Origin of the sequence: Nocardioides mangrovi (genome assembly GCF_020073815.1) — a bacterium.
Classification (GTDB): Bacteria; Actinomycetota; Actinomycetes; order Propionibacteriales; family Nocardioidaceae; genus Nocardioides; species Nocardioides mangrovi.
On sequence record NZ_JAIQZJ010000008.1, the window covers coordinates 127,280 to 147,950 of the forward strand.

The window sequence follows — 20,671 nt, forward strand, 5'->3', positions numbered from 1 at the left end:
GAGGAAGGTAGCGTCGAGCGCGTGCAGGTCCCGGCCCCGGTCGAGTACGCGCGGGCGATCAGTGTCGAGCATGCCATCGGCCTGCTCGGACGCCTCGGCGAGGAGGCGCGGCTGATCGCCGGCGGGCACAGCCTGCTGCCGATGATGAAGCTCCGGCTGGCCAACCCGGAGTACCTCGTCGACATCAACGACCTCCACGCCGAGCTGGGCTACATCGAGGTCGGGCCGACCGAGGTGCGGCTCGGCGCGATGACCCGGCACCGCGAGCTGCTCGAGTCGGACCCGCTCGCCGCCGTGTGCCCGATCTTCCGCGACGCCGAGCGGGTGATCGCGGACCCACCGGTGCGCAACCGGGGCACCCTCGGCGGCGCGCTGTGCCAGGCGGACCCCAGCGAGGACCTCTCCTCGGTGTGCACCGCCCTCGACGCGAGCTGCGTGATCCAGGGCGCGGACGGCGTCCGGGTCGTGCCGATGGACGACTTCCACCGGGGGCCCTACGAGACCGCGGTCGGCCACGCCGAGATCCTCACCGAGGTACGGATTCCCATCCGCCCCGGGGGCAGCAGCGCCTACGCCAAGGTCGACCGGCGCGCCGGGGACTGGGCGGTCGTCGCCGCCGGCGCGGCGCTGTGGCTCGACGAGCACGCCACCATCGCCGACGCGCGGGTCGGGCTCGCCGCCGTGGGTCCCCACACCACGCATCTCCCGGAGGTGTCGCGGGCGCTGCGCGGACGTGAGCCGTCGGAGGCGGCCTGGGAGCTGGCCGGCGGGATCGCCGCGTCGGCCTGCCGGCCGGTCACCGACAGCCGCGGCTCCGCCGACTACAAGCGCCACCTCGCCGGCGAGCTCACCCGCCGTACGCTCCGCACCGCCTGGGAGCGCGCGCGGGAGAGGGGCGGCGCCTCATGGAGGTGACCGTGACCGTCAACGGGGAGGTGGTGACCCGCGACGTCGAGGCGCGCCTGCTGCTCGTGCACTTCCTGCGCGACGAGCTCGGCCTCACGGGGACCCACTGGGGCTGCGACACGAGCAACTGCGGCACCTGCGTCGTGCTCTACGACGACGAGCCGGTCAAGTCGTGCACCGTCCTCGCCGTGATGGCGGGCGGCCACGACGTGCGCACCGTCGAGAGCCTCGAGTGGGAGGGTCAGCTCGATCCGGTGCAGCAGGGCTTCATGGAGTGCCACGGCCTGCAGTGCGGGTTCTGCACCTCGGGGATGCTGATGTCCGCGCGGGCCCTGCTCGACCGCGACCCGGATCCGAGCGAGGCGACCATCCGGGAGGCGATCTCCGGGCAGATCTGCCGGTGCACCGGCTACGCCTCGATCGTGCGGTCGGTGCGCTGGGCCGCGGAGCATCCTGCGGGAGGCGTCGGGTGACGACGACGACGCCGATGGGCCACGGCCGGATGCTGCGCAAGGAGGACCGGCGGTTCGTGCGCGGCCGCGGCCGGTACGTCGACGACCTCCAGCTGCCCGGGATGCTGCACCTGGCGGTCCTGCGCTCGCCGGTGGCGCACGCCCGCATCGTCTCGATCGACACCCTCGCGGCGGAGGCGCACCCGAAGGTGAAGGCGGTGGTCACCGGCGCGATGCTCGCCGAGCGGGGGCTCGCGTGGATGCCGACCCTGTCGGGCGACCGTCAGGCCGTGCTCGCCACCGACAAGGTGCGCTTCCAGGGCCAGGAGGTCGCCTTCGTGGTCGCCGAGGACCGCTACTCGGCGCGGGACGCGCTCGAGCTGATCGACGTGGAGTACGACCTCCTGGAGCCGGTCGTCGACGTGCGCCGCGCGCTCGACCCCGACGCGGCGCTAATCCGCGACGACGTGCCGGGGAAGACCGACAACCACTGCTTCGACTGGGAGACCGGCGACGCGGCCGCCGCCGAGGCCGTCTTCGCGCGGGCCGAGGTCGTGGTCCGGCAGGAGCTGGTCTTCCCGCGGGTGCACCCGGCGCCGATGGAGACCTGTGGCGCGGTCGCCGACTACGACCGGATCGAGGAGAAGCTGACGCTCTGGTCGACCACCCAGGCGCCGCACGCCCACCGCACGCTGCTCTCGATGTTCGCCGGCATCCCCGAGCACCGGATCCGGGTCGTCTCCCCGGACATCGGCGGCGGCTTCGGCAACAAGGTGCCGGTCTACCCCGGCTACGTGCACGCGATCGTCGGGTCCATCATGACCGGGCGGCCCGTGAAGTGGACCGAGGACCGCACCGAGAACCTGGTCGCCTCCGGCTTCGCGCGCGACTACGTGATGCAGGGTGAGATCGCCGCGACCCGGGAGGGCCGGATCCTCGCCGTCCGCAGCCACGTGCTGGCCGACCACGGCGCCTTCAACGGGACGGCGGCGCCGCGGAAGTTCCCGGGCGGCTTCTTCGGCGTCTTCACCGGCAGCTACGACATCGAGGCGGCGTACTGCTCGATGACCGCCGTCCACACCAACAAGGCGCCCGGCGGCGTGGCCTACGCCTGCTCGTTCCGGATCGCCGAGGCCGTCTACCTCGTCGAGCGGCTCGTCGACATGCTCGCGGCCGAGCTCGACCGGGACCCGGTGTCGCTGCGGATGCAGAACTTCATCCGACCCGACCAGTTCCCCTATACCTCCCGCACCGGCTGGGTCTACGACTCCGGCGACTACCCCCGGGCGATGGAGCTGGCGCTGCAGATCGCCGGGTACGACGAGCTGCGCGCCGAGCAGGCCGAGCGCCGGGCCCGCGGCGCGGGCGAGCCGCTGATGGGCATCGGCGTCTCCTTCTTCACCGAGGCGGTCGGGGCCGGGCCGCGCAAGGACATGGACATGCTCGGGCTCGGGATGGCCGACGGGTGCGAGCTGCGGGTCCACCCGACCGGCTCGGCGGTCGTGCGGATCTCCGTGCAGACCCAGGGCCAGGGCCACGAGACCACCTTCGCCCAGCTGATCGCCGAGGAGCTGGGCCTCCATCCCGACGACGTCGACGTCGTCCACGGCGACACCGACAGCACGCCGTACGGCCTCGGCACCTACGGGTCGCGGTCGACGCCGGTCTCGGGGGCCGCCGCGGTGCTCGCGGCCCGTCGGGTGCGCGACAAGGCGCAGCTGATCGCGGCCGGGATGCTCGAGGTGGCACCCGACGACCTGGAGTGGAGCACCGCGCAGGGCGGGGGGCGCTTCGACGTGCGCGGGGTGCCGGGGTCGGGCGTGACGATCCAGGAGGTCGCGATGCGCGCCCACGGGGCGGGCGACCTCCCCGACGGCGTCGAGGGTGGCCTCGACGCCCAGATCTCCTACAACCCCGACAACCTCACCTACCCGTTCGGCGCCTACATCTGCGTCGTCGACATCGACCCCGGCACCGCCGTGGTCACGGTGCGCCGCTTCATCGCGGTCGACGACTGCGGCACCCGGATCAACGAGATGATCGTCGAGGGCCAGATCCACGGCGGCCTGACCGACGGCATCGGGATGGCGCTGATGGAGTTCATCGGCTTCGACGAGCACGGCAACTGCCTGGGTGGCTCGCTGATGGACTACCTGATCCCGACGGCGCTGGAGGTGCCCGACTGGGAGACCGGTACGACGGTCACCCCGGCGCCCGACCACCCCATCGGCGCCAAGGGGGTGGGCGAGTCCGCCACCGTGGGCTCGCCGCCGGCGGTCGTCAACGCGGTGATCGACGCGCTCGCGCCGTACGGCGTGCGCCACGCGGACATGCCGCTCACGCCGTCACGAGTATGGGAGGCGATGCAGGGCCGTGCCGCACCGCCGTTCTGACCACCGCGGGGCGTGCCGATGACGCCCACCCAGCTGCGCGCCTTCGCGACCGTGGTCCGCCACGGGTCGGTGAAGTCGGCGGCCGCCGAGCTCGGCGTGTCCGAGGCGGCCGTCTCGCTGCACGTCGGCCAGCTGCGCAAGGAGCTCGGCGACCAGCTCTTCAACCGCACCTCGTCCGGCCTGGCCTTCACCCCCGGAGGCCTGCGCCTGGCCAGCCGGGCCGTGGAGATGCTCGGCCTCCAGGACCGCACCGTCCTCGAGGTCCGCGAGGCCGGCGCGGGCCGACGGATGCTGCGGCTGGCGACCACCGCGCTCTTCGCCGAGTACTCCGCACCCGGGCTGATCGGGCTCTTCGCCGACCGGGCCCACGACCTCGACGTCGAGCTCAGCGTGCACCGCACCCGCGACTTCGAGCAGCTGCTGCTGACCCGCACGGTCGACGCGACCGTCGGACCCCGCCCGGCGACGGCGAACCCCGCGCTCGCCAACCGGCTCTTCCTCAACTACCAGATCCTCGCGGTGGTCGCCCCCGGACACCCGCTGACCCGGACCGGCCAGCCGGGTGCGGCGCTGCTGCGCGAGCAGACCTGGCTGCTCGGCCCCTCGGCCGCCGACGACACCGGGGTCATCCCGGGGATGCTGCACCGCATCGCCGTACCCGAGGAGCGCCAGCAGATCTTCCAGAGCCACGCCGCCGCCGTCGAGGAGGCCAAGCGCGGGGGCGGGGTCTCCCTCGCGGTCGCCTTCGCGGTGGCCCAGGACCTCGCCGCCGGCACCCTGGTCAAGGTGCCCGGGCCGGCGCTGCAGGGGCAGGGTGCGTGGAGCATCTCGACCCTCGGTGGCCAGCAGGCCACGCCGGCCGCCGAGGAGATGTCCCGGTTCGTCAGCACCCCCCGCGCCACCCAGGCCATGCTCCGCGGCCGCGCCGTCACCCACGGCCGGTTCAAGCCGGCCGTCCACGTCACCCTCTGGAGCTAGTGCCGCGGGCTAAGCGATCTATTGATTCGCTGTTGCGGCCGCCTGTGACGCGGAGCACAGTGAGCGCGTCCAGCCGACCGAGTGGAGGAGGCGCGCGTGCCGATCGAGTCGGACGGCCACAGCCGAGGCAATCCGCGGATGTACGAGCTGATCGAGGGCGCCCCGCGCGAGGGTGCGAGCCCCACGGTGTGGGCCTTCCCGCAGTTCGTCGAGTTCCTCAAGGTCGCTGGGCAGCCGGTGCAGGGACCGTGGCCGCCCCACCAGCGGCCGCGCCCGGACCCGACCGCCATCGAGTCGCTGCCCGTCGCCGTCCCCGATCCCGAGTCCGCGACCCCGCTGGCGCCCGACCACGGCGAGGAGGGCCGCTGATGTACCCGTCCCGCTTCGCCTACGAGGCGCCCCGCACCCTCGACGAGGCGATCGGCCTCCTGCACGACGGTGCCGGTGAGGCCAAGGTGCTCGCCGGCGGCCAGAGCCTGGTGCCGCTGATGAAGCTCCGCTTCGCCAACCCCGAGCTGCTCGTCGACATCAACAACCTCCCGGGCCTGGACCGCCTCGAAACGCTGGCCGACGGCACGATCCGGGTCGGCGCGCTGGTCCGGCACCGTGACCTCGAGCGCGCCGGCGACGTCCACCGCATCCAGCCGGTGGTCGGCGCAGCGGCGCCCCTGATCGCCGACCCGATCGTGCGGACCCGCGGCACCCTCGTGGGCTCGCTGTGCCACGCCGACCCGCAGGGTGACTGGGCGGCCGTCGTCACCGCGCTGCGCGGGTACGTCGTCGCCCAGGGGCCGGGCGGCCGCCGGGAGATCCCGATCGGCGACTTCGTGACGGGGCCCTTCCAGAACGTCCTCGCCCATGACGAGGTCGCCGTCGAGGCGGTGCTCCCCGGGCCCCGGCACACGGTGGCCGGCGGCTTCCTCAAGCTCGAGCGCAGGGTCGGCGACTTCGCGACGGCCGGCACCGCCGTGGCGATCGAGCTCGACGGCGACCGGGTCACCCGCGCCGGCATCGCGCTCACCGGTGTGGGCAGCCGCACCGTCGACGCGACCGGCGCCGCCGAGGCCCTGGTCGGCAGGGCGCTCACCTCGGAGGCCATCGCCGCCGCCGCGGACGCCGCCGCCGAGGCGGCCCAGCCGACCGCCGACCACCGCGGCAGCGCGGCGTACAAGAAGCACGTCATCCACACCTTCGTCACCCGGATCCTGACGAGGGTCTCCACCACGAGCGAGCAGGCCGCCTGATGACCAGTCTCTTCGAAGAGGTCCCCGCGACCGCCGACGCCGACGCCGACGTACCGGTACGCCGGGTGACGGTGACCCTCAACGGCGAGCGGCGCGCGGCCGACGTCGAGCCCCGGCTGCTGCTGGCGCACCTGCTGCGGCAAGGCTTCCGGCTCACCGGCACCCACACCGGCTGCGACACCACCAACTGCGGTGCGTGCACCGTGCTGGTCGACGGCCTGCCGGTCAAGAGCTGCACGATGCTGGCGGTGCAGGCCGACGGCCACGACGTGACGACGGTCGAGGGGCTGGCCGGTCCCAGTGGGCTGCACCCGCTGCAGGAGGGCTTCAAGGACGAGCACGGCCTCCAGTGCGGCTTCTGCACCCCTGGGATGATGCTCGCCGCCAAGGCGCTCCTCGAGGAGAACCCCGACCCGACCGAGGACGAGGTGCGCTTCGCGCTGTCGGGCAACCTCTGCCGCTGCACCGGCTACCAGAACATCGTCAAGGCCGTGCTCTGGGCGGCGAAGCGGATGAACGGGAGCGAGCAGTGACCGTCACCGAGCCGACCAGCCGGGCGCTGGACGAGATCAAGATCGGCGGCATGGGCGCGAGCCGCCGGCGCGTCGAGGACAACCGCTTCATCCGCGGCAAGGGCCACTACGTCGACGACGTCGTGCTCCCGGGGATGCTCCACATGGAGATCCTGCGCAGCCCGGTCGCGCACGCCCGCATCGTCTCGATCGATGCCAGCGCGGCCTGGGAGATCCCCGGCGTACGCCTCGTGCTCACCGGCGAGATGATGGCGACCCGCAACCTCGCCTGGATGCCGACGCTCAGCTATGACACGCAGGCGGTGCTGGCCACCGACAAGGTGCGCTTCCAGGGGCAGGAGGTCGCGGCCGTCATCGCCGACGACCCCTACATCGCCAAGGACGCCTGCGAGGCGATCGTCGTCGAGTACGAGCAGCTGCCGGTCATCGTCAACCCGACCCAGTCGCTGGCCCCGGACGCGCCACTGATCCGCGACGACAAGGTGGGGCAGGTCGACAACGTCTGCTTCACCTGGCAGGTCGGCGACCAGGACGCCACCGACCGGGCCTTCGCCGAGGCCGACGTGGTGTCGAGGATCGAGATGCACTACCCGCGCTCGCACCCCTCGCCCCTCGAGACCTGCGGCTCGGTCGCCGACTTCGACCGCGCGACCGGCAAGCTCACCGTCTACATGACGACCCAGGCACCGCACATCGTGCGGGCCGCGGTCGCGCTGATCGCCGAGCTGCCCGAGCACCTCATCCGGATCGTCAGCCCCGACCTCGGCGGCGGCTTCGGCAACAAGGTGCCCGTCTACCCCGGCTACGTCATCTCGATCCTGGCCTCGATCCTCACCGAGCGGCCGGTCAAGTGGATCGAGGACCGCACCGGCAACCTGATCTCGACCGGCTTCGGCCGCGACGTCTACCTGACCGGGGAGATGGCGCTCCGCAAGGACGGGCGGATCCTCGGCGTCCGCATGCACACCGACTCCGACCACGGTGCGTTCTTCGGCGACGCGCAGCCCAGCAAGTTCAAGATCGGCCTGCTGCACTCGGCGTTCGCCTGCTACGACATCCCGACGGCGCACCTGACCGCGCGCGGGGTCTACACCAACAAGGCGCCCGGCGGCGTGGCCTACCGGTGCTCCTTCCGCGTCACCGAGGCGATGTTCTTCCAGGAGCGGATGGTGCAGGCCGCGGCCGACGACCTCGGCATGGACCAGGCGGAGTTCCGGCGCCTCAACTTCGTGCGTGACGACGACTTCCCGCACCGCACCCCCTTCGGCTTCCTCACCGACTCCGGGCAGTACGCGAAGTGCCTCCAGGTCGGCCTCGACGCTATCGACTACGAGGGCTTCCTCAGGGAGAAGGCCGAGGCGGCGAAGAACGGCCGCCTGCTCGGGATCGGCATCTCCTGCATGACCGAGCCGCTCGGCGCCGGCAACAGCCGCGAGTACGACATCCTCGGGATCAAGATGTTCGACTCGGCCGAGCTGCGGGTGCACATGACCGGCAAGGCGATCCTGCGCACCGGCGCCAAGACCCAGGGGCAGGGCCACGAGACGACCTGGGCCCAGATCGTCGCGCACGAGCTCGGCATCCCGGCCGAGGACATCCTCGTCGAGGAGGGCGACACCGACACGGCGCCGTTCGGCATGGGCACCTACGCGTCGCGCAGCACCCCGGTCGCCGGCGCCGCGATCGCGATGGCCGCCCGCAAGGTCAAGGCCAAGGCCCGGCAGCTCGCCGCCCACCTGCTCGAGGTCTCCGAGGAGGACGTCGAGTGGGAGCTCGGGCGCTTCTACGTGCGGTCCGCGCCCGACCGGGGCGTGAGCATCCAGGAGTGCGCGATGGCGGCCTACTCCAACATGCCCGACGGCCTGGAGCCGGGCCTGGAGGCCAACGCCTACTACGACCCGCCCAACCTCACCTGGCCCTTCGGCTGCTACATCGCGACCGTCGAGATCGACCCGGCCACCGGGGTGTGGGACGTGCTCCGCTTCGTCGCCGTCGACGACTGCGGGGTGCGGATCAACCCGATGATCGTCGAGGGCCAGATCATGGGCGGCCTCACCGAGGCCTACGCCATGGCGTCGATGCAGTTCATCACCTTCGACGCCGACGGCAACTGCATCGGGTCCAACTTCATGGACTACCTGCTCCCGACCGCCTGGGAGACGCCGGGCTGGGAGCTGCACGAGGTGGTCACCCCGTGCCCGCACCACCCGATCGGCGCCAAGGGGGTCGGCGAGTGCGCCACGGTGGGCGGCCCCGCCGCGTTCGTCAACGCCGTCATGGACGCGCTGAAGGGACACGGGGTCCGCAACGTCGACATGCCGCTGCTCCCGGACCGGGTCCACGAGGCCCTGCAGACCCGCGGCGACGTCTCCGGCGCGCCGCCGATCAGGACCGACCGATGAACGAGTCCGAGCTCGACCTCGAGGGCCAGGAGTACGCCGTCGCGACGGTCGTGTGGCGGCAGGCGCCGTCCTCCGGCCAGATCGGCTCGCGGGCGATCGTGACCGCCGACGGCCGGATCCACGGCTGGATCGGCGGTGCGTGCGCGGAGCCGACGGTCGTCCGCGAGGCCCAGCGGGTGATCCGGGAGGGCGAGCCACGGCTGCTCTACCTCGGGGCGAGCGACGAGCTCGTGCTGCCCGAGGGGATGACCGCGATCCCGATGTCGTGCCAGAGCGAGGGTGCCTTGCAGATCTACGTCGAGCCCGTCCACCCGCCCGTGCACCTCGTCGTCGTCGGCCGCTCGCCGATGGCGGCGCTGCTCGTCGAGCTGGCCCAGGCCCTCGGCTGGCGTGCGGAGCTGCTGGACGGCGAGGACTTCACCAGCGGAGACGTCGACGAGCGGTCGGTGGTCGTCGTGGCCACGCAGGGTCACGGGGACGAGGACGTGGTCCGGCACGCGGCCTCGGCGATGCCGGCGTTCGTCGGCCTGGTCGCCTCGCACAAGCGCGGCGAGGCGGTGCTCGGCTACCTCGCCGAGCGCGGCGTCCCCCAGCACCTGCTGGACCGGGTGCGGACCCCGGTCGGGATCGACCTCGGCAGCACCACCCACCAGGAGATCGCGGTCTCGATCCTGGCCGAGCTCGTCCGGGCCCGGGCCGCCGGCGACCTCGCCGTCGAGGCCGGCCCGGCGGCGCCCACCGGCCGATCGCTGCCGCTCGCCACGGTGGCCGAGGCGCTCGACCCGGTGTGCGGCATGACGGTCCCGGCCGACGCCGCCCACCACCCGCACGAGCACGACGGCGCGACGTACCACTTCTGCTGCGTGGGCTGCCGCGACGCCTTCGCCGCCGACCCCACCCGCTTCCTCGCCGGATCGGAGCGCTGAGGCCATGCAGATCAGCAACGAGTTCGAGGTCGGCCAGCCCGTCGACAAGGTCTGGGAGTTCTTCGACGACATCCCCGGCGTGGCCGCCTGCCTGCCGGGCGCCGAGATGACCGAGGACCTGGGCGACGACACCTACGGCGGCACCGTCGGGGTGCGGATGGGCCCGGTGAAGCTGGAGTTCGCCGGCAAGGCCCGGATCCTCGAGCGCGACGACGCCGCCAAGCGGATGGTGATCGACGCCTCGGGCTCCGACCTCAAGGGCCGCGGCCAGGCGGCGATGACGGTGACGGCGGCGCTCACGCCGGCCGGGTCCGGCACCCGGGTGCGCATGGAGCAGGACCTGCAGCTCTCCGGTGCCGCCGCGCAGTACGGCCGCGGCATGATCGCCGACGTCACGGCGGTGCTCATGAAGCAGTTCGCCGACAACGCCCAGCGGCGCATCGACGCCCTGGAGCGCGGCGAGTCGGTCGACGCGCTGACCGCGAAGCCCGCCAGCGGGCTCGCCATCGGCATGCAGGCCGCGCGGATGGCGCTGATGCGGGTCTTCCGGCGCTTCTTCCTGCCCTACCAACCCAACCCGAGCTGAGGAGGCACCCGATGCTGTGGTGGATCGGCAACATCGTGCTGCTGGTGGTCGTCGTACCCGTGCTGGTGGCGCTGCTCAACCGGGTGCTCGCCGCGCTCGAGCGCATCCGGGCCGCCTCCGACGACATCCTCGCCGGCGGCGGCGCGCTGGCGGCGTCGTTGGAGGAGGTGCCCGACACCCTCGCCGAGACCGGTGCGACCGTCGAGGCCGTCTCGCAGGGTGCCGTCAGGTACGCCGGATCCGTCGCGAAGCTGCTCGGGTGAGGAGGTCGGGATGCCTGTCGTCGCCTGGGTGACCGTGGTGCTCGCCACCCTCATCATCGCCGCCGCCGCGCTCGGCCTGATCCGCGTCATCGGCCACCTGCTGGCCGTCACGCGGACGCTCGACGGGGTCATCGCCGGGGTGGGCGTGGTCGCCGACCGCACCGCGACCGTGCCGGCCTCGGTCGATGCCGTCAACGGCTACCTGAAGCCGGTCCGCGACTTCTGCGAGGGGGTGTAGCGGTGGCCGCCATGATCGAGACCGGATGGGCGATCGGCTACACGGTCGGCATCGTCGTGGTGCTGGTGGTGGTCGCACTGGTGGTGCCGATCCTCGTGCTCGCGCACCGGATCGGCCGCCAGGCGGGCGCGATCGACGCCTCCCTGCAGCAGTCCGTGGTCAACACCGCCGGGCTGGCAGGCCTGTCGACCACGATCGAGAGTGCCGACACGATCGTCGCGGGCCTGCGCCGCGGCCGGAAGCGCCTGGGAGGCTGACGTGGTCCTCTACCTGACCGACACCCAGGAGAGCCTGTGGTGGGGAGCGGTCGTCGCTGGCTTCGTCGTGGTGCTCGCGGTGGCCGCGCTGCTCACGATCCTGGTGGTCGAGGTGCGCACCATCGGCCGCCGCGTCACCGGCGTCAAGGCGACCCTGCTGGCTGCCGAGCAGAACACGGACGACACGGCGCTCATCGCCCGGACCGCGGCCGGCGTCGACGCGGTGCTCGCGGAGGGCCTCGAGCACCACCTCTTCCTCGGCCGGGTCCTCGGAAAGGTGCGGATGTGACCACCCTCGTCGTCTTCACCGTCGTCGACGTCCTGCTGCTCGTCGCCGGACTGGCGTTCTACCTCTACGTCGTGGGCACCCAGCTCACGAGGATCGCCGCCGACCTCGAGGAGTGCAGCGAGATCGTGCGGAGGATCCTGGCCAACGCCGAGCCGATCATGCCGGGTCTCGAGCAGATCAACCGGACCGGCGGTGTGGTCGCCGGCGCCCTGCCGCTGCTCTACGGGATGGCGGAGGGGATCGTCGCCGGGGCGACCTACGCACCGGAGCCGGCCGGCACGCCGCGGCCGCCCGCGGCGCCCGCCTCCGGACGGCGTCGCTCCCGGCTCCACGAGACCGTCGGCTACGAGCCGGTCCCCTGAGTCAGCTCCCGTCGGGCCCGGGCAGCCCGGGCCGACCGATCCAGTGGTCCTCCCAGGCGTGCTCCCGGAGCTCGGTGTTGCACCCCGGGCGGTAGACCGCGAGCAGTTCGTCGACGATCTGCTGCCGGTGGCCGGGGAGGCCGCCGGGGACCTCGTAGCTCGCGACGTGGACGCCGTACTTCCCGCCGGCCCTGCGGATCCAGCACGGGGCGGCGGGGTGGCGGAAGGGGAAGCCGGCGGCCGACAGGTCGTCGGCGTGGCCCGCGTAGACGACCGCGAACCGCTCGAGCTCGGGGTCGGGCCGGTAGAGCACGACGTAGACCCCCGCGGTCGCCGGCGGGGTCCATCCGGCGAGCACCCGAGGTCCGTCGAAGGGGTAGCCGGCGAGCGAGCCGAGCCGGATCACCGCAGCGCCACCAGCCGGCCGGCCAGGTCCTCGAGGCCGGCGAGGTCACGCGCCGAGACCGTCTCGTCGACGTACGGCGCCGCCACGGCCATGCCGAGCGACGTCCCGCCGGAGCCGGCGTGGGGGTCGAGCCACACGATCCGGTGCGAGAGGCGGGCCAGGCGCTCCATCGCGGTCTCGAGCAGCGCCGGGTCGCCGCGGTCGAGGCCGTCGGAGCAGATCACCACGACCGCCCCGCGGGCCAACCCGCGTCGGCCCCAGGTGCGCACGAACTCGTCGAGGGACGCCCCGATGCGGGTCCCGCCCTCCCAGTCGACGACGGCCTCGGCCGCGCGGGCCAGCGCGTCGTCGGGCCGGCGGTGCTCGAGCGCCCGGGTGATGCGGGTCAGCCGGGTGCCGAAGCAGAAGACCTCCACGCGGCGCGTCGCCCGGGAGGTGACGTGCGCCCACTGGAGCAGGGCGCGCGAGTAGTCGGCCATCGACCCGGACACGTCGAGCACCAGCACGAGCGGTCGCTGCCGCAGCCGCCGCTCGCGCCGGTGCAGGGTCACCGGGTCCCCGTGGGTGCGCAGCGCGGCGCGGACGGTGCGGCGCAGGTCGAGCCTCCGGCCGGTGTCGGCAGGCGTCGTACGCCGGGTCCGGCGGCGCGGTGGGGTGAGCCGCACCGTGCGCAGGATCCGGCGCAGCGCGGCCAGCTCGTCCGGGCTGCACTCGGCGAAGGACTTCGTGCGCAGCGTGGCCACCGTCGAGCCGACCAGACCCATCGGTGCCTCCTCCTGCTCGCGCTCCTCGTCGGTCTGCTCGGGCTCGGGCAGCTGGAGCTCGGCCCACGCCTCGACCGGGTCGGGTCGGTTGAAGGGGCGGGACTCGTCGGGTGGGCCGGGGACGCCCAGGAACCACTCCCGGAAGATCCGGTGGTAGGTCGGCAGCTGGTCGCGTCGGGTGACCAGCGTGGTGCGGCCGGCCCAGTAGAGGTCGAGCAGGTCGGTCGGGTCGAGAGGCTCCATCGCCGCGCAGTAGGTGAGCACGTCCCCGGTGCCGACCGGGACGCCGGCGTCGCGCAGGGCCCATCCGAAGCCGACCAGCGTCTCGAGGAACGGGTCGACCGGAGCGGGACCCGCCGCCCGGTCGGTCATCGGGTCAGCTCGTGCACCCGGTCGCGGACCACCTCGAGGTCGTCGCGGTCCTTCACGACGGCACCCAGGGTGTCGGCCACGGCCTCGGGGTCGAGGTCGTCGGTGGCGCCGAGGACCACGAGCGTGCGGACCCAGTCGATGGTCTCGGCGACCCCGGGCGGCTTCGCCAGGTCGAGCTCGCGCAACCGGTGGACCGCGGCGACCACGGCGCCGGCCAGGGCGGCGGAGACCCCGGGCTCGCGGACGGTCACGATCTCGACCTCGCGCTCGAGGGTGGGGTAGTCGACCCAGTGGTAGAGGCACCGCCGCTTGAGGGCGTCGTGCAGCTCGCGGGTGCGGTTGGAGGTGAGCACCACCAGCGGCGGCCGCTCGGCCGCGATCGTCCCGATCTCGGGGATGGTGATCGCGAAGTCGGAGAGGAGCTCGAGCAGGAAGGCCTCGAACTCGTCGTCGGCGCGGTCGATCTCGTCCACCAGGAGCACCGCGCCGTCACCGGCACGGACCGCGTCGAGCAGCGGGCGCTCGAGCAGGAACTGCGGTCCGAAGAGCGCGTCGACCGCACCGTCCTCGGCGCGGGCGCTCTCCGACAGCGCGCGGATCTGCAGCAGCTGCCGCGCGTAGTCCCACTCGTAGAGCGCCTGGTGGGTGTCGATGCCCTCGTAGCACTGGAGCCGGATCAGGCGCCGGCCGAGCACCGAGGCGAGCGTCCGGGCGATCTCGGTCTTGCCGACCCCGACCTCGCCCTCGAGCAGCAGCGGCCGGTCGAGGGCGAGCGCGAGGTAGGCCGCGGTGGCGAGTCCGCGGTCGGCGAGGTAGCCGCCACCGCGGAGGGTCTCGGTCAGCGCGGCGGGGCTCTCGGGGCGGGTCATTCCCGGTCGCGGCCGAGCACGAGGTCGCGGATCGACTCGCCGGTGCCGTCGTACTTGCCCTCCCGCTGGAGCAGGTCGCGCCAGGCGGCGCCCAGGTCCTCGCGACTGCCCTCGAACATGGCGTCGAAGGTCACGCCGCGCATCCGCTTGCAGACCTTGGGCGGAGCCGCCTGCTCGAGCTCGGCCACGGCTTCCGTGGCGTCGCTCGACTCCCACAGCTCCCGGACGACCTCCTGCCGCTCCTCCATGTCCCCCACTGTAGGTCGCCCGCGGACGGTCCGGCAGACCTGATTAAGCGAAGGCTGAGGTGCCCGTTGACGCGACTCGGTCGGGTCCCGAGGGTGAGCGCATGGGAGGCACCGGCGACGTGGTCGCGGTCGGGCTGGCCCTCGCCCTCGGGGTGGCCACGGTCCACTGCCTGGCGCGCTGCGTGGTGCCGCGCTGGCGCTCCGAGCACGGAGGCGCGGTCGACGCCTGGCACGTCCTGATGGGCGTCGCCATGATCGCGATGCTGCTGGCGCCGGTCGGCTCCGGTGCCGCGACGGTGCAGGCGATGGTCTTCGGGATCGGGGCGCTGTGGTGCGCCTGTCACCTGGTGGCGTCGCGTCGCGTCGCGCGTCCGCGCACGCGCGGCTCGGCGCGGCCTGCCTGGTGATGACGGCGATGCTGATGCCGGCCGTCGTGGTCGCCCCCGCGTCGGCGGCCGAGGTCGAGGCGGAGTGGATGAGCGGCCACGCCGGTATGGCCGGCATGGCGGGCATGTCCGACAAGAGCATGGGCGCGCCTTCCGGGCACGCCGGCCACGGGGCGATGGCGATGCCGCCGACCTGGCTCGCGGTCGCGATGCTGGCGGTCCTCGTCGTGCTCGTCGTGGCCGCGATCGCGGCCGCGGTCCGCCCGGCCCACCGTCCGACGGCGGTCCGGTGGGGTGTCGCCGGCGAGCTCGTGATGGCCGGCGCGATGGCCTACATGGCCGCGATGGCCGCCTGATCAGGCAGGGGGCGGAGCGGTGCTCTCGCGCACCACGATCGAGGTCGGGAGCAGGACCGGGTCGGGCGTGGTGCCGCCGATGACGTCGGCGATCGCGGCCACGGCCGCGCGGCCCTTCTCGCCGACCTCCTGGTGGATCGTGGTCAGCGCCGGCTGGCTGGCGGCGGCGAGGACGCTGTCGTCGAAACCCACGACCGACACGTCGCCGGGGACCTGGAGGCCGAGCGACTGGGCGGCCCGGATCGTCGCGATCGCGAACGCGTCGGAGAAGCAGAGCACGCCGGTCGGGCGGTCGGGCGCGGACAGCAGCCCGTGGGCGACGTCGTACGCCGCTGTGCGGGGGGAGTAGGGCGTGGTGACGACGGTCGGCTCGATCCCGGCGGGGTCGAGGGCGTCGCGCCAGCCGAGCATCCGCTCGCGGGCGGGGTAGTTGGGCTCGTCGGGGTCGACCTCGAGGGTGACGACGCCGATGCGGCGGTGGCCGAGGCCGACGAGGTGCTCGGCGGCGAGCCGGGCGCCGCCCCGGTCGTCGACGTTGACGGAGGCGGTGCCCGCCTCGACGTTGTGGTCGACCACGACGACCGGGATGCTGCGGCGTCGCAGCCAGTCGATGTCGGGCGCCGTCGGGTCGCAGATGTAGACGAGGGCTCCGTCGACCGCGACGTCGCGGGCCGGGACGAACCGCTCGTCCTCGGAGGAGGGCAGCAGGGTGAGTGCCATCCCGCGGGAGGACAGCTCGTCGGAGACCGCGGCCAGGAACGCGGCCGAGACGGCGTCCTCGAACGCCTCGCTGAGGCTGCCGTTGATGAGCAGCCCGACCGACCCGGTCCGGCCGCGGGCCAGGGCCCGGGCGGCCGGGTCGGGTCCGGCGTACCCGAGCTCGGCGGCCGCGGCCAGGATCCGCGCGCGGAGGTCGGCGGAGAGCTGGTCGGGGCGCGAGAACGCGTTGGACACCGTCATCCGGCTCACGCCGACGCGGTCTGCGACGGACTGGAGGGTCACCTTGGCCATGGGAGACCCAGTATCGCCGGTCGGGCCCAGGATCACCCGACCTGCGGCGTACGGCGGGGCGCGGGCTCGACCCGTCGGGCGACCGAGTGCAGGCCCCGGGCCACCCGGGTGCGGAGCGCGTCGCCGCGCCTGGTCCGGTGGCGGTCGGGCTGGACGGGGGCGTCCGGACGGGCGCTCCCGGCGGTGGCGCGGGCGGCCTTGACGGCCAGCTGGGCGGCGATGGGGTCGAACGACATGGCGGGCCTCCTCGGCACGATCAGGACTTCTGTACCGATACAGTACGCCGCGATGCTTTACCGGTCAAGCCAGCGGGCCGACGACGGCGTACTCCCGCACGTTTTCGCGGTCGATCGACCCGGCCGACCGCGAAAACGTGCGGGACTACCGAGCGTGACGTCAGCCGGCCGGCGCCACCGACGGCACGTGGCTGGCCTGGTCCCAGGTGAAGACGTAGCTGCCGCCGCCGTCCGGCACGCTCAGGGTGAGGTTGTCGCCCCCGGCCGCGCCGCCGGCGCCGTAGTTCTCGTCCCAGCTGTCGTCGATCGCGACCTTCCACTCGTAGTCGCCGGCCGGGAGCTCGAAGGTGCCGTGCCACTTCCCGTCGGAGGTGTCGAAGGCGAGATGGGTCGCGGCGCAGTCGGGCTGCCAGTCGTCGGGGCAGCCGAGCTCGGACTGCAGGCTCCCGGCGACGGTGACGCTGTCGCGCCCCGGCGTCGGCTCGGCGGTCGTCACGGTGACCGGGGCGCTCGTCACGACGGGTGAGGAGCCCTCGTGCAGGACGGCCCGGTAGGAGACCTGCGTGCCGATCGGGAGGTCCGAGACGTCGTCGACGAAGGTGTACGCCGGCGACGACGTGTCCGTGCCGAGCGTCGTCCAGGCGCCCGACCCGACCCGCCGCTGGAAGGTCACCGACTGGGTCGACCGCTCGGGGTCGACGGTCGCCTCGAGCTGGACCGGGTCGATCGCGGTGACCGTCGCGCCCGACGGCGACGTGATCGTCACCGACGGTGACGGCACCCGCGCCGCCCGCGGCGCGGTGCCGCGGGTGTGTCCGGCGTTGTCGAGCACGGCCGCCCGGTAGGCGACCGGGGTGCCGGCCCGCAGGTCGCTCACGTCGTCGAACACCTGGTACGGCGCGGAGTCGTCGGTCCCGATGCTGCGCCACGGCCCGTGCCCGACCCGCCGCTGGAAGGTCACCTCGTAGAAGGACGACCCCGCGACGTCGGCGGCCACGTGCATCCGCCCGCGGCTGACGTCGCTCGGGGCGGGCGTGCGGAGCCGGATGCCCGGGGCGTGCGTCGACCGGGCGATCCGCCGGTCGGAGACGTAGACGACCGTCGAGAGCGCGGGGACGGTCACCGGCAGCTCGCTGGCACCGCTCGTCCGCAGCCGGTCCGGCCCCTCGCCGTACAGGCGGGTGAAGCCGCCCCTGCGCACGTACGTCGGGACGTCGGCCGACGCGGCATCCTCGCTGTTGTTGAGCGCGACGACGTACTCGCGCTGGCGCTGGCGGTCGAACCGCGAGAACGCCATCACGCCGGCGCTGTCGCCCGCGACCCGGACCTGCTGGGCGCCGTCGCGCAGTGCTGGGTTGTCCGTGGTCAGCTGCGCGAGGTCGGCGATCGACCGGTAGAGCGGGTGGCTCGGCTCGAAGTTGTCGTCGGCGCCGGTGCGGTCGGTGCCGATCTGGTCGTCGGCCCGGTACTCCGGCACCTGGCTGGCGAACATCGACTGCCGCGCGAGCTGGTCGCCGCCGGTGCCCGTGAAGCCCTGCTCGTCGCCGTAGTAGACGACCGGGTTGCCCCGGGAGAAGTACATGAGCTCGTGCGCGAGGCGGTCGCGGGCGAGCAGCTCGGCGTCGTCGGCGTCCGCGTTGTCGGTCTCGAGGAAGTAGCCGATCCGGCCCATGTCGTGGTTGCCGAGGAAGGTCGGCAGCGAGTAGGCGTTGGAGTCGGCGTCGGTGTACCAGTCGTCGTTGGTGAAGAAGTCGGCCAGCTGCTGGGTCGGCAGGCTCTTCGACGCGAAGCCGCGGGCGGCATCCTGGAAGGGGAAGTCGAGCACCGCCTGCATGCCGTCGGTGGTCGTGTAGTGCGAGGTGAAGGCCTTCGACGACGGGCCGCTGCCGTCGAGGGCGACCTCGCCGAACATGAAGAAGTCCGGCTTGCCGTGCTGGTGGGCGTAGTCGAGGATCCCCGGCCCGAACGCCTGCCAGAACTCGTCGTTGACGTGCTTCATGGTGTCGATCCGGAAGCCGTCGATGCCGAAGTCGCCGATCCAGGTCTGGTAGATGTCGGTCATCCCGTCGACCACCTCGGGCCGCTCGGTGAAGAGGTCGTCGAGCCCGAAGAAGTCGCCGTACTGGCTGTCCTCGCCGGTGAAGGTCGTGTTGCCGCGGTTGTGGTACATCGTCGGGTCGTTGAGCCAGGCCGGGACCTTGAGGTCCTGCTCGTCCGGGTCGAGGACCGGCGTGTAGGGGAACGACGTCGCGGGGTCCATCTCCGGGAACGTGTCACCGCCGGCGTAGTCGCGGTCGTCGAAGGCGTTCCCGGCGGCGTCCCGGTACGGCGAGACGTCCTTCGACACGTAGCTCGTGCGCGCGCCCTCCTCGTAGCCGATCACGTCTGCGGTGTGGTTGGTGATGATGTCGAAGAAGACCTTCATCCCCTTGGCGTGCGCGGCGTCGACGAGGGCGGCGAGGTCGGCGTTGGTGCCGAGGTGCGGGTCGACCTGGGTGAAGTCGGTGATCCAGTAGCCGTGGTAGCCGGCCGACGGGCCGTCCTCGAGCTGGACCGCCTTGTTCTTGAAGATCGGGGTCAGCCAGATCGCGTCGGTGCCGAGACCCTGGATGTAGTCCAGCTGCTCGCGCAGGCCGTCGAGGTCGCCGCCGTTGTAGAAGCCCTTCGAGGTCGGGTCGAAGCCGCTGACGAGCGGGTCGTCGCCGAGGCCGCCCTCGTCGTTGCTCGGGTCGCCGTTGGCGAAGCGGTCGCCCATGACGAAGTAGAAGTCCTGGTCGGTCAGCCCGGCGCGCAGCGCGTGCCGGGCGTAGCCGCCGGAGTCGCCGTGCGGCGGGTGCGGCCGGTCCGGCGGTGCGGCCGACGCGAGCTGCCAGGGCGCGAGCGCGACGGCGACGGACAGGGCGAGGGCGGCACGCAGCAGGCGCATCTGGACTCCCGAGTGATCCAGGTCACATTCCGTGACGGAGTCTGCAACCTATGCGTCGGGCCCGTCGCCTCACAAGAGCCAGCGGGGTGGACTCCGACGAATCAGGTACGCCGCAGCGCGCCGCCGGGCTGTCGGTCGAGGGAGCGCCCGATGACCATCCGCTGGATCTGGTTGGTGCCCTCGAAGATCTGCATGACCTTAGCCTCGCGCATGTAGCGCTCGACCGGGAAGTCGCGGGTGTAGCCGTAGCCGCCGAGGACCTGGACGGCGTCGGTGGTCACCTTCATCGCGTTGTCGGTCGCGACCAGCTTGGCGACCGAGGCCTCACGCCCGTAGGGCAGGCCGGCGTCCTTGAGCCGGGCGGCGTGCAGCAGGGTGGCGCGGGCGCTCTGGGTCGCGGCCTCCATGTCGGCGAGCACGAACGCGAGCCCCTGGTGGTCGATGATCCGGGCGCCGAAGGTCTCCCGGGTCTTGGCGTAGGCGACCGCGTGGTCGAGGGCGCCCTGCGCGAGACCGGTCGCGACCGCGGCGATGCCGAGCCGGCCCGCGTCGAGCCCGGCCAGCGCGATCCGCAGCCCCTCGCCCTCCTCGCCGAGCATCCGGTCGGCCGGGACCCGGACGCCGTCGAAGCGCATCGCGGCCGTGGCCGAGCCGGTGAGGCCCATCTTCTCCTCGGGCGGGTCGGCGACCAGGCCGTCGGAGGCGGCGTCGACGAGGAAGCAGGAGATGTCGTTGCGACCCGGGCCGGTGCGGGCCATCACCTTGTAGAAGTCGGCGTGCCCCCCGTGCGTGGTCCACGCCTTGGTGCCGGTGATCACCCAGTCGTCACCGTCGCGACGCGCACGGGTCGTCATCGCCGCGGGGTCGGATCCGGCGTGCGGCTCGGAGAGGCAGTAGGCGCCGAGCAGCTCGCCGCCGAGCATGTCCGGCAGCCAGCGCTGCCGCTGCTCCTCGGTGCCCGCGGTCGCGAGCCCGAAGCAGCTGAGCGCGTGCACCGAGACACCGACGCCGACGCTCGCCCAGACCGACCCGATCTCCTCGAGCACCTGCAGGTAGACCTCGTAGGGCAGGCCGCCCCCGCCGTACTCCTCGGGGTAGGGCAGCCCCAGCAGGCCGGCCCGGCCGAGCAGCCGGAAGACCTCGCGCGGGAAGTCCTCGTCGCGCTCGGCGCGCGCGACGAGCGGGGCCAGCTCACGGGCCGCCAGGTCGCGGACGAGCTCGATCAGGTCGACGGCCTCGGCGGAGGGGAGCAGGCGGGACGCGGGCAT

25 protein-coding genes are annotated in these 20,671 nt (G+C 73.0%); 17 read left to right on the plus strand and 8 right to left on the minus strand.

Annotation, left to right across the window (positions count from 1 at the left end; translation table 11 throughout):
• The first annotated feature begins 21 nt into the window (after positions 1–21).
• The 15 genes from K8U61_RS14700 (at position 22) to K8U61_RS14770 (ending at position 11,829) form a co-directional block, all read left to right on the plus strand.
• Entirely contained in the window at positions 22–915 is an 894-nt protein-coding gene (locus tag K8U61_RS14700) for an FAD binding domain-containing protein (protein ID WP_224123786.1), read from the plus strand.
• The gene (locus K8U61_RS14705) at positions 906–1,379 is read left to right on the plus strand and encodes a (2Fe-2S)-binding protein (protein ID WP_224123787.1); all 474 of its coding nucleotides are present in this window, start codon (positions 906–908) and stop codon (positions 1,377–1,379) included. Before K8U61_RS14700 ends, K8U61_RS14705 begins: the two co-directional genes overlap by 10 nt.
• Entirely contained in the window at positions 1,376–3,751 is a 2,376-nt protein-coding gene (locus K8U61_RS14710) for an aerobic carbon-monoxide dehydrogenase large subunit (RefSeq protein ID WP_224123788.1), read from the plus strand. Before K8U61_RS14705 ends, K8U61_RS14710 begins: the two co-directional genes overlap by 4 nt.
• 18 nt (positions 3,752–3,769) lie before the next feature.
• Positions 3,770–4,729 carry a LysR family transcriptional regulator gene (locus tag K8U61_RS14715; protein ID WP_224123789.1) on the plus strand — a complete coding sequence of 320 codons (960 nt, stop codon included), beginning with the start codon at positions 3,770–3,772 and terminating at the stop codon, positions 4,727–4,729.
• A 96-nt stretch (positions 4,730–4,825) separates the two neighbouring features.
• Positions 4,826–5,098 carry a hypothetical protein gene (locus K8U61_RS14720; RefSeq protein ID WP_224123790.1) on the plus strand — a complete coding sequence of 91 codons (273 nt, stop codon included), beginning with the start codon at positions 4,826–4,828 and terminating at the stop codon, positions 5,096–5,098.
• Positions 5,098–5,973 carry an FAD binding domain-containing protein gene (locus K8U61_RS14725; protein ID WP_224123791.1) on the plus strand — a complete coding sequence of 292 codons (876 nt, stop codon included), beginning with the start codon at positions 5,098–5,100 and terminating at the stop codon, positions 5,971–5,973. Before K8U61_RS14720 ends, K8U61_RS14725 begins: the two co-directional genes overlap by 1 nt.
• Positions 5,973–6,506, plus strand: coding sequence for a (2Fe-2S)-binding protein (locus K8U61_RS14730; protein WP_224123792.1), 534 nt, complete (start codon positions 5,973–5,975; stop codon positions 6,504–6,506). The genes K8U61_RS14725 and K8U61_RS14730 overlap by 1 nt, the downstream gene beginning before the upstream one ends.
• A complete protein-coding gene (locus tag K8U61_RS14735; protein WP_224123793.1) occupies positions 6,503–8,908 on the plus strand; it encodes an aerobic carbon-monoxide dehydrogenase large subunit in 2,406 nt (801 codons plus the stop codon). The genes K8U61_RS14730 and K8U61_RS14735 overlap by 4 nt, the downstream gene beginning before the upstream one ends.
• Positions 8,905–9,834 (plus strand): XdhC family protein, encoded by a 930-nt coding sequence (locus tag K8U61_RS14740; protein ID WP_224123794.1) that lies wholly within the window; start codon positions 8,905–8,907, stop codon positions 9,832–9,834. The genes K8U61_RS14735 and K8U61_RS14740 overlap by 4 nt, the downstream gene beginning before the upstream one ends.
• A 4-nt stretch (positions 9,835–9,838) precedes the next feature.
• Positions 9,839–10,420: an SRPBCC family protein gene (locus K8U61_RS14745; protein ID WP_224123795.1), complete on the plus strand. Its 582-nt coding sequence runs from the start codon at positions 9,839–9,841 to the stop codon at positions 10,418–10,420.
• 11 nt (positions 10,421–10,431) lie between these two features.
• On the plus strand, positions 10,432–10,683 hold the full coding sequence (locus tag K8U61_RS14750) for a hypothetical protein (RefSeq protein ID WP_224123796.1): 252 nt from the start codon (positions 10,432–10,434) through the stop codon (positions 10,681–10,683).
• Between the two features lie 10 nt (positions 10,684–10,693).
• A complete protein-coding gene (locus K8U61_RS14755) occupies positions 10,694–10,921 on the plus strand; it encodes a hypothetical protein (protein ID WP_224123797.1) in 228 nt (75 codons plus the stop codon).
• 11 nt (positions 10,922–10,932) lie between these two features.
• Positions 10,933–11,178: a hypothetical protein gene (locus K8U61_RS14760; protein ID WP_224123798.1), complete on the plus strand. Its 246-nt coding sequence runs from the start codon at positions 10,933–10,935 to the stop codon at positions 11,176–11,178.
• 1 nt (position 11,179) lies between these two features.
• A complete protein-coding gene (locus K8U61_RS14765; RefSeq protein ID WP_224123799.1) occupies positions 11,180–11,467 on the plus strand; it encodes a hypothetical protein in 288 nt (95 codons plus the stop codon).
• The gene (locus K8U61_RS14770) at positions 11,464–11,829 is read left to right on the plus strand and encodes a hypothetical protein (RefSeq protein WP_224123800.1); all 366 of its coding nucleotides are present in this window, start codon (positions 11,464–11,466) and stop codon (positions 11,827–11,829) included. The genes K8U61_RS14765 and K8U61_RS14770 overlap by 4 nt, the downstream gene beginning before the upstream one ends.
• A 1-nt stretch (position 11,830) precedes the next feature.
• On the opposite strand, the gene K8U61_RS14775 is transcribed toward K8U61_RS14770, so the two are convergent.
• The 4 genes from K8U61_RS14775 to K8U61_RS14790 are packed head-to-tail and all read right to left on the minus strand — an operon-like array spanning position 11,831 to position 14,488.
• A complete protein-coding gene (locus K8U61_RS14775) occupies positions 11,831–12,235 on the minus strand; it encodes a hypothetical protein (RefSeq protein ID WP_224123801.1) in 405 nt (134 codons plus the stop codon).
• On the minus strand, positions 12,232–13,371 hold the full coding sequence (locus K8U61_RS14780) for a vWA domain-containing protein (protein WP_224123802.1): 1,140 nt from the start codon (positions 13,369–13,371) through the stop codon (positions 12,232–12,234). The genes K8U61_RS14775 and K8U61_RS14780 overlap by 4 nt, the downstream gene beginning before the upstream one ends.
• Positions 13,368–14,240 carry an AAA family ATPase gene (locus tag K8U61_RS14785; RefSeq protein ID WP_224123803.1) on the minus strand — a complete coding sequence of 291 codons (873 nt, stop codon included), beginning with the start codon at positions 14,238–14,240 and terminating at the stop codon, positions 13,368–13,370. Before K8U61_RS14785 ends, K8U61_RS14780 begins: the two co-directional genes overlap by 4 nt.
• The gene (locus K8U61_RS14790) at positions 14,237–14,488 is read right to left on the minus strand and encodes a hypothetical protein (RefSeq protein ID WP_224123804.1); all 252 of its coding nucleotides are present in this window, start codon (positions 14,486–14,488) and stop codon (positions 14,237–14,239) included. The genes K8U61_RS14785 and K8U61_RS14790 overlap by 4 nt, the downstream gene beginning before the upstream one ends.
• A 101-nt stretch (positions 14,489–14,589) precedes the next feature.
• On the opposite strand from K8U61_RS14790, the gene K8U61_RS14795 reads away from it, so the two are divergent.
• A complete protein-coding gene (locus K8U61_RS14795; protein WP_224123805.1) occupies positions 14,590–14,895 on the plus strand; it encodes a hypothetical protein in 306 nt (101 codons plus the stop codon).
• Positions 14,895–15,230, plus strand: coding sequence for a hypothetical protein (locus K8U61_RS14800; RefSeq protein ID WP_224123806.1), 336 nt, complete (start codon positions 14,895–14,897; stop codon positions 15,228–15,230). The genes K8U61_RS14795 and K8U61_RS14800 overlap by 1 nt, the downstream gene beginning before the upstream one ends.
• Here the strand turns inward: K8U61_RS14800 and K8U61_RS14805 are convergent, their stop codons facing one another.
• From K8U61_RS14805 to K8U61_RS14820, 4 genes are all read right to left on the minus strand, one after another.
• The gene (locus K8U61_RS14805; protein WP_224123807.1) at positions 15,231–16,241 is read right to left on the minus strand and encodes a LacI family DNA-binding transcriptional regulator; all 1,011 of its coding nucleotides are present in this window, start codon (positions 16,239–16,241) and stop codon (positions 15,231–15,233) included.
• 32 nt (positions 16,242–16,273) lie between these two features.
• Positions 16,274–16,477: a hypothetical protein gene (locus K8U61_RS14810; protein WP_224123808.1), complete on the minus strand. Its 204-nt coding sequence runs from the start codon at positions 16,475–16,477 to the stop codon at positions 16,274–16,276.
• Positions 16,478–16,637: 160 nt separating this feature from the next.
• Positions 16,638–19,403, minus strand: a complete 2,766-nt coding sequence (locus tag K8U61_RS14815; RefSeq protein ID WP_224123809.1) for an alpha-amylase family glycosyl hydrolase — start codon at positions 19,401–19,403, stop codon at positions 16,638–16,640.
• Positions 19,404–19,504: 101 nt separating this feature from the next.
• A complete protein-coding gene (locus tag K8U61_RS14820; protein ID WP_224123810.1) occupies positions 19,505–20,671 on the minus strand; it encodes an acyl-CoA dehydrogenase family protein in 1,167 nt (388 codons plus the stop codon).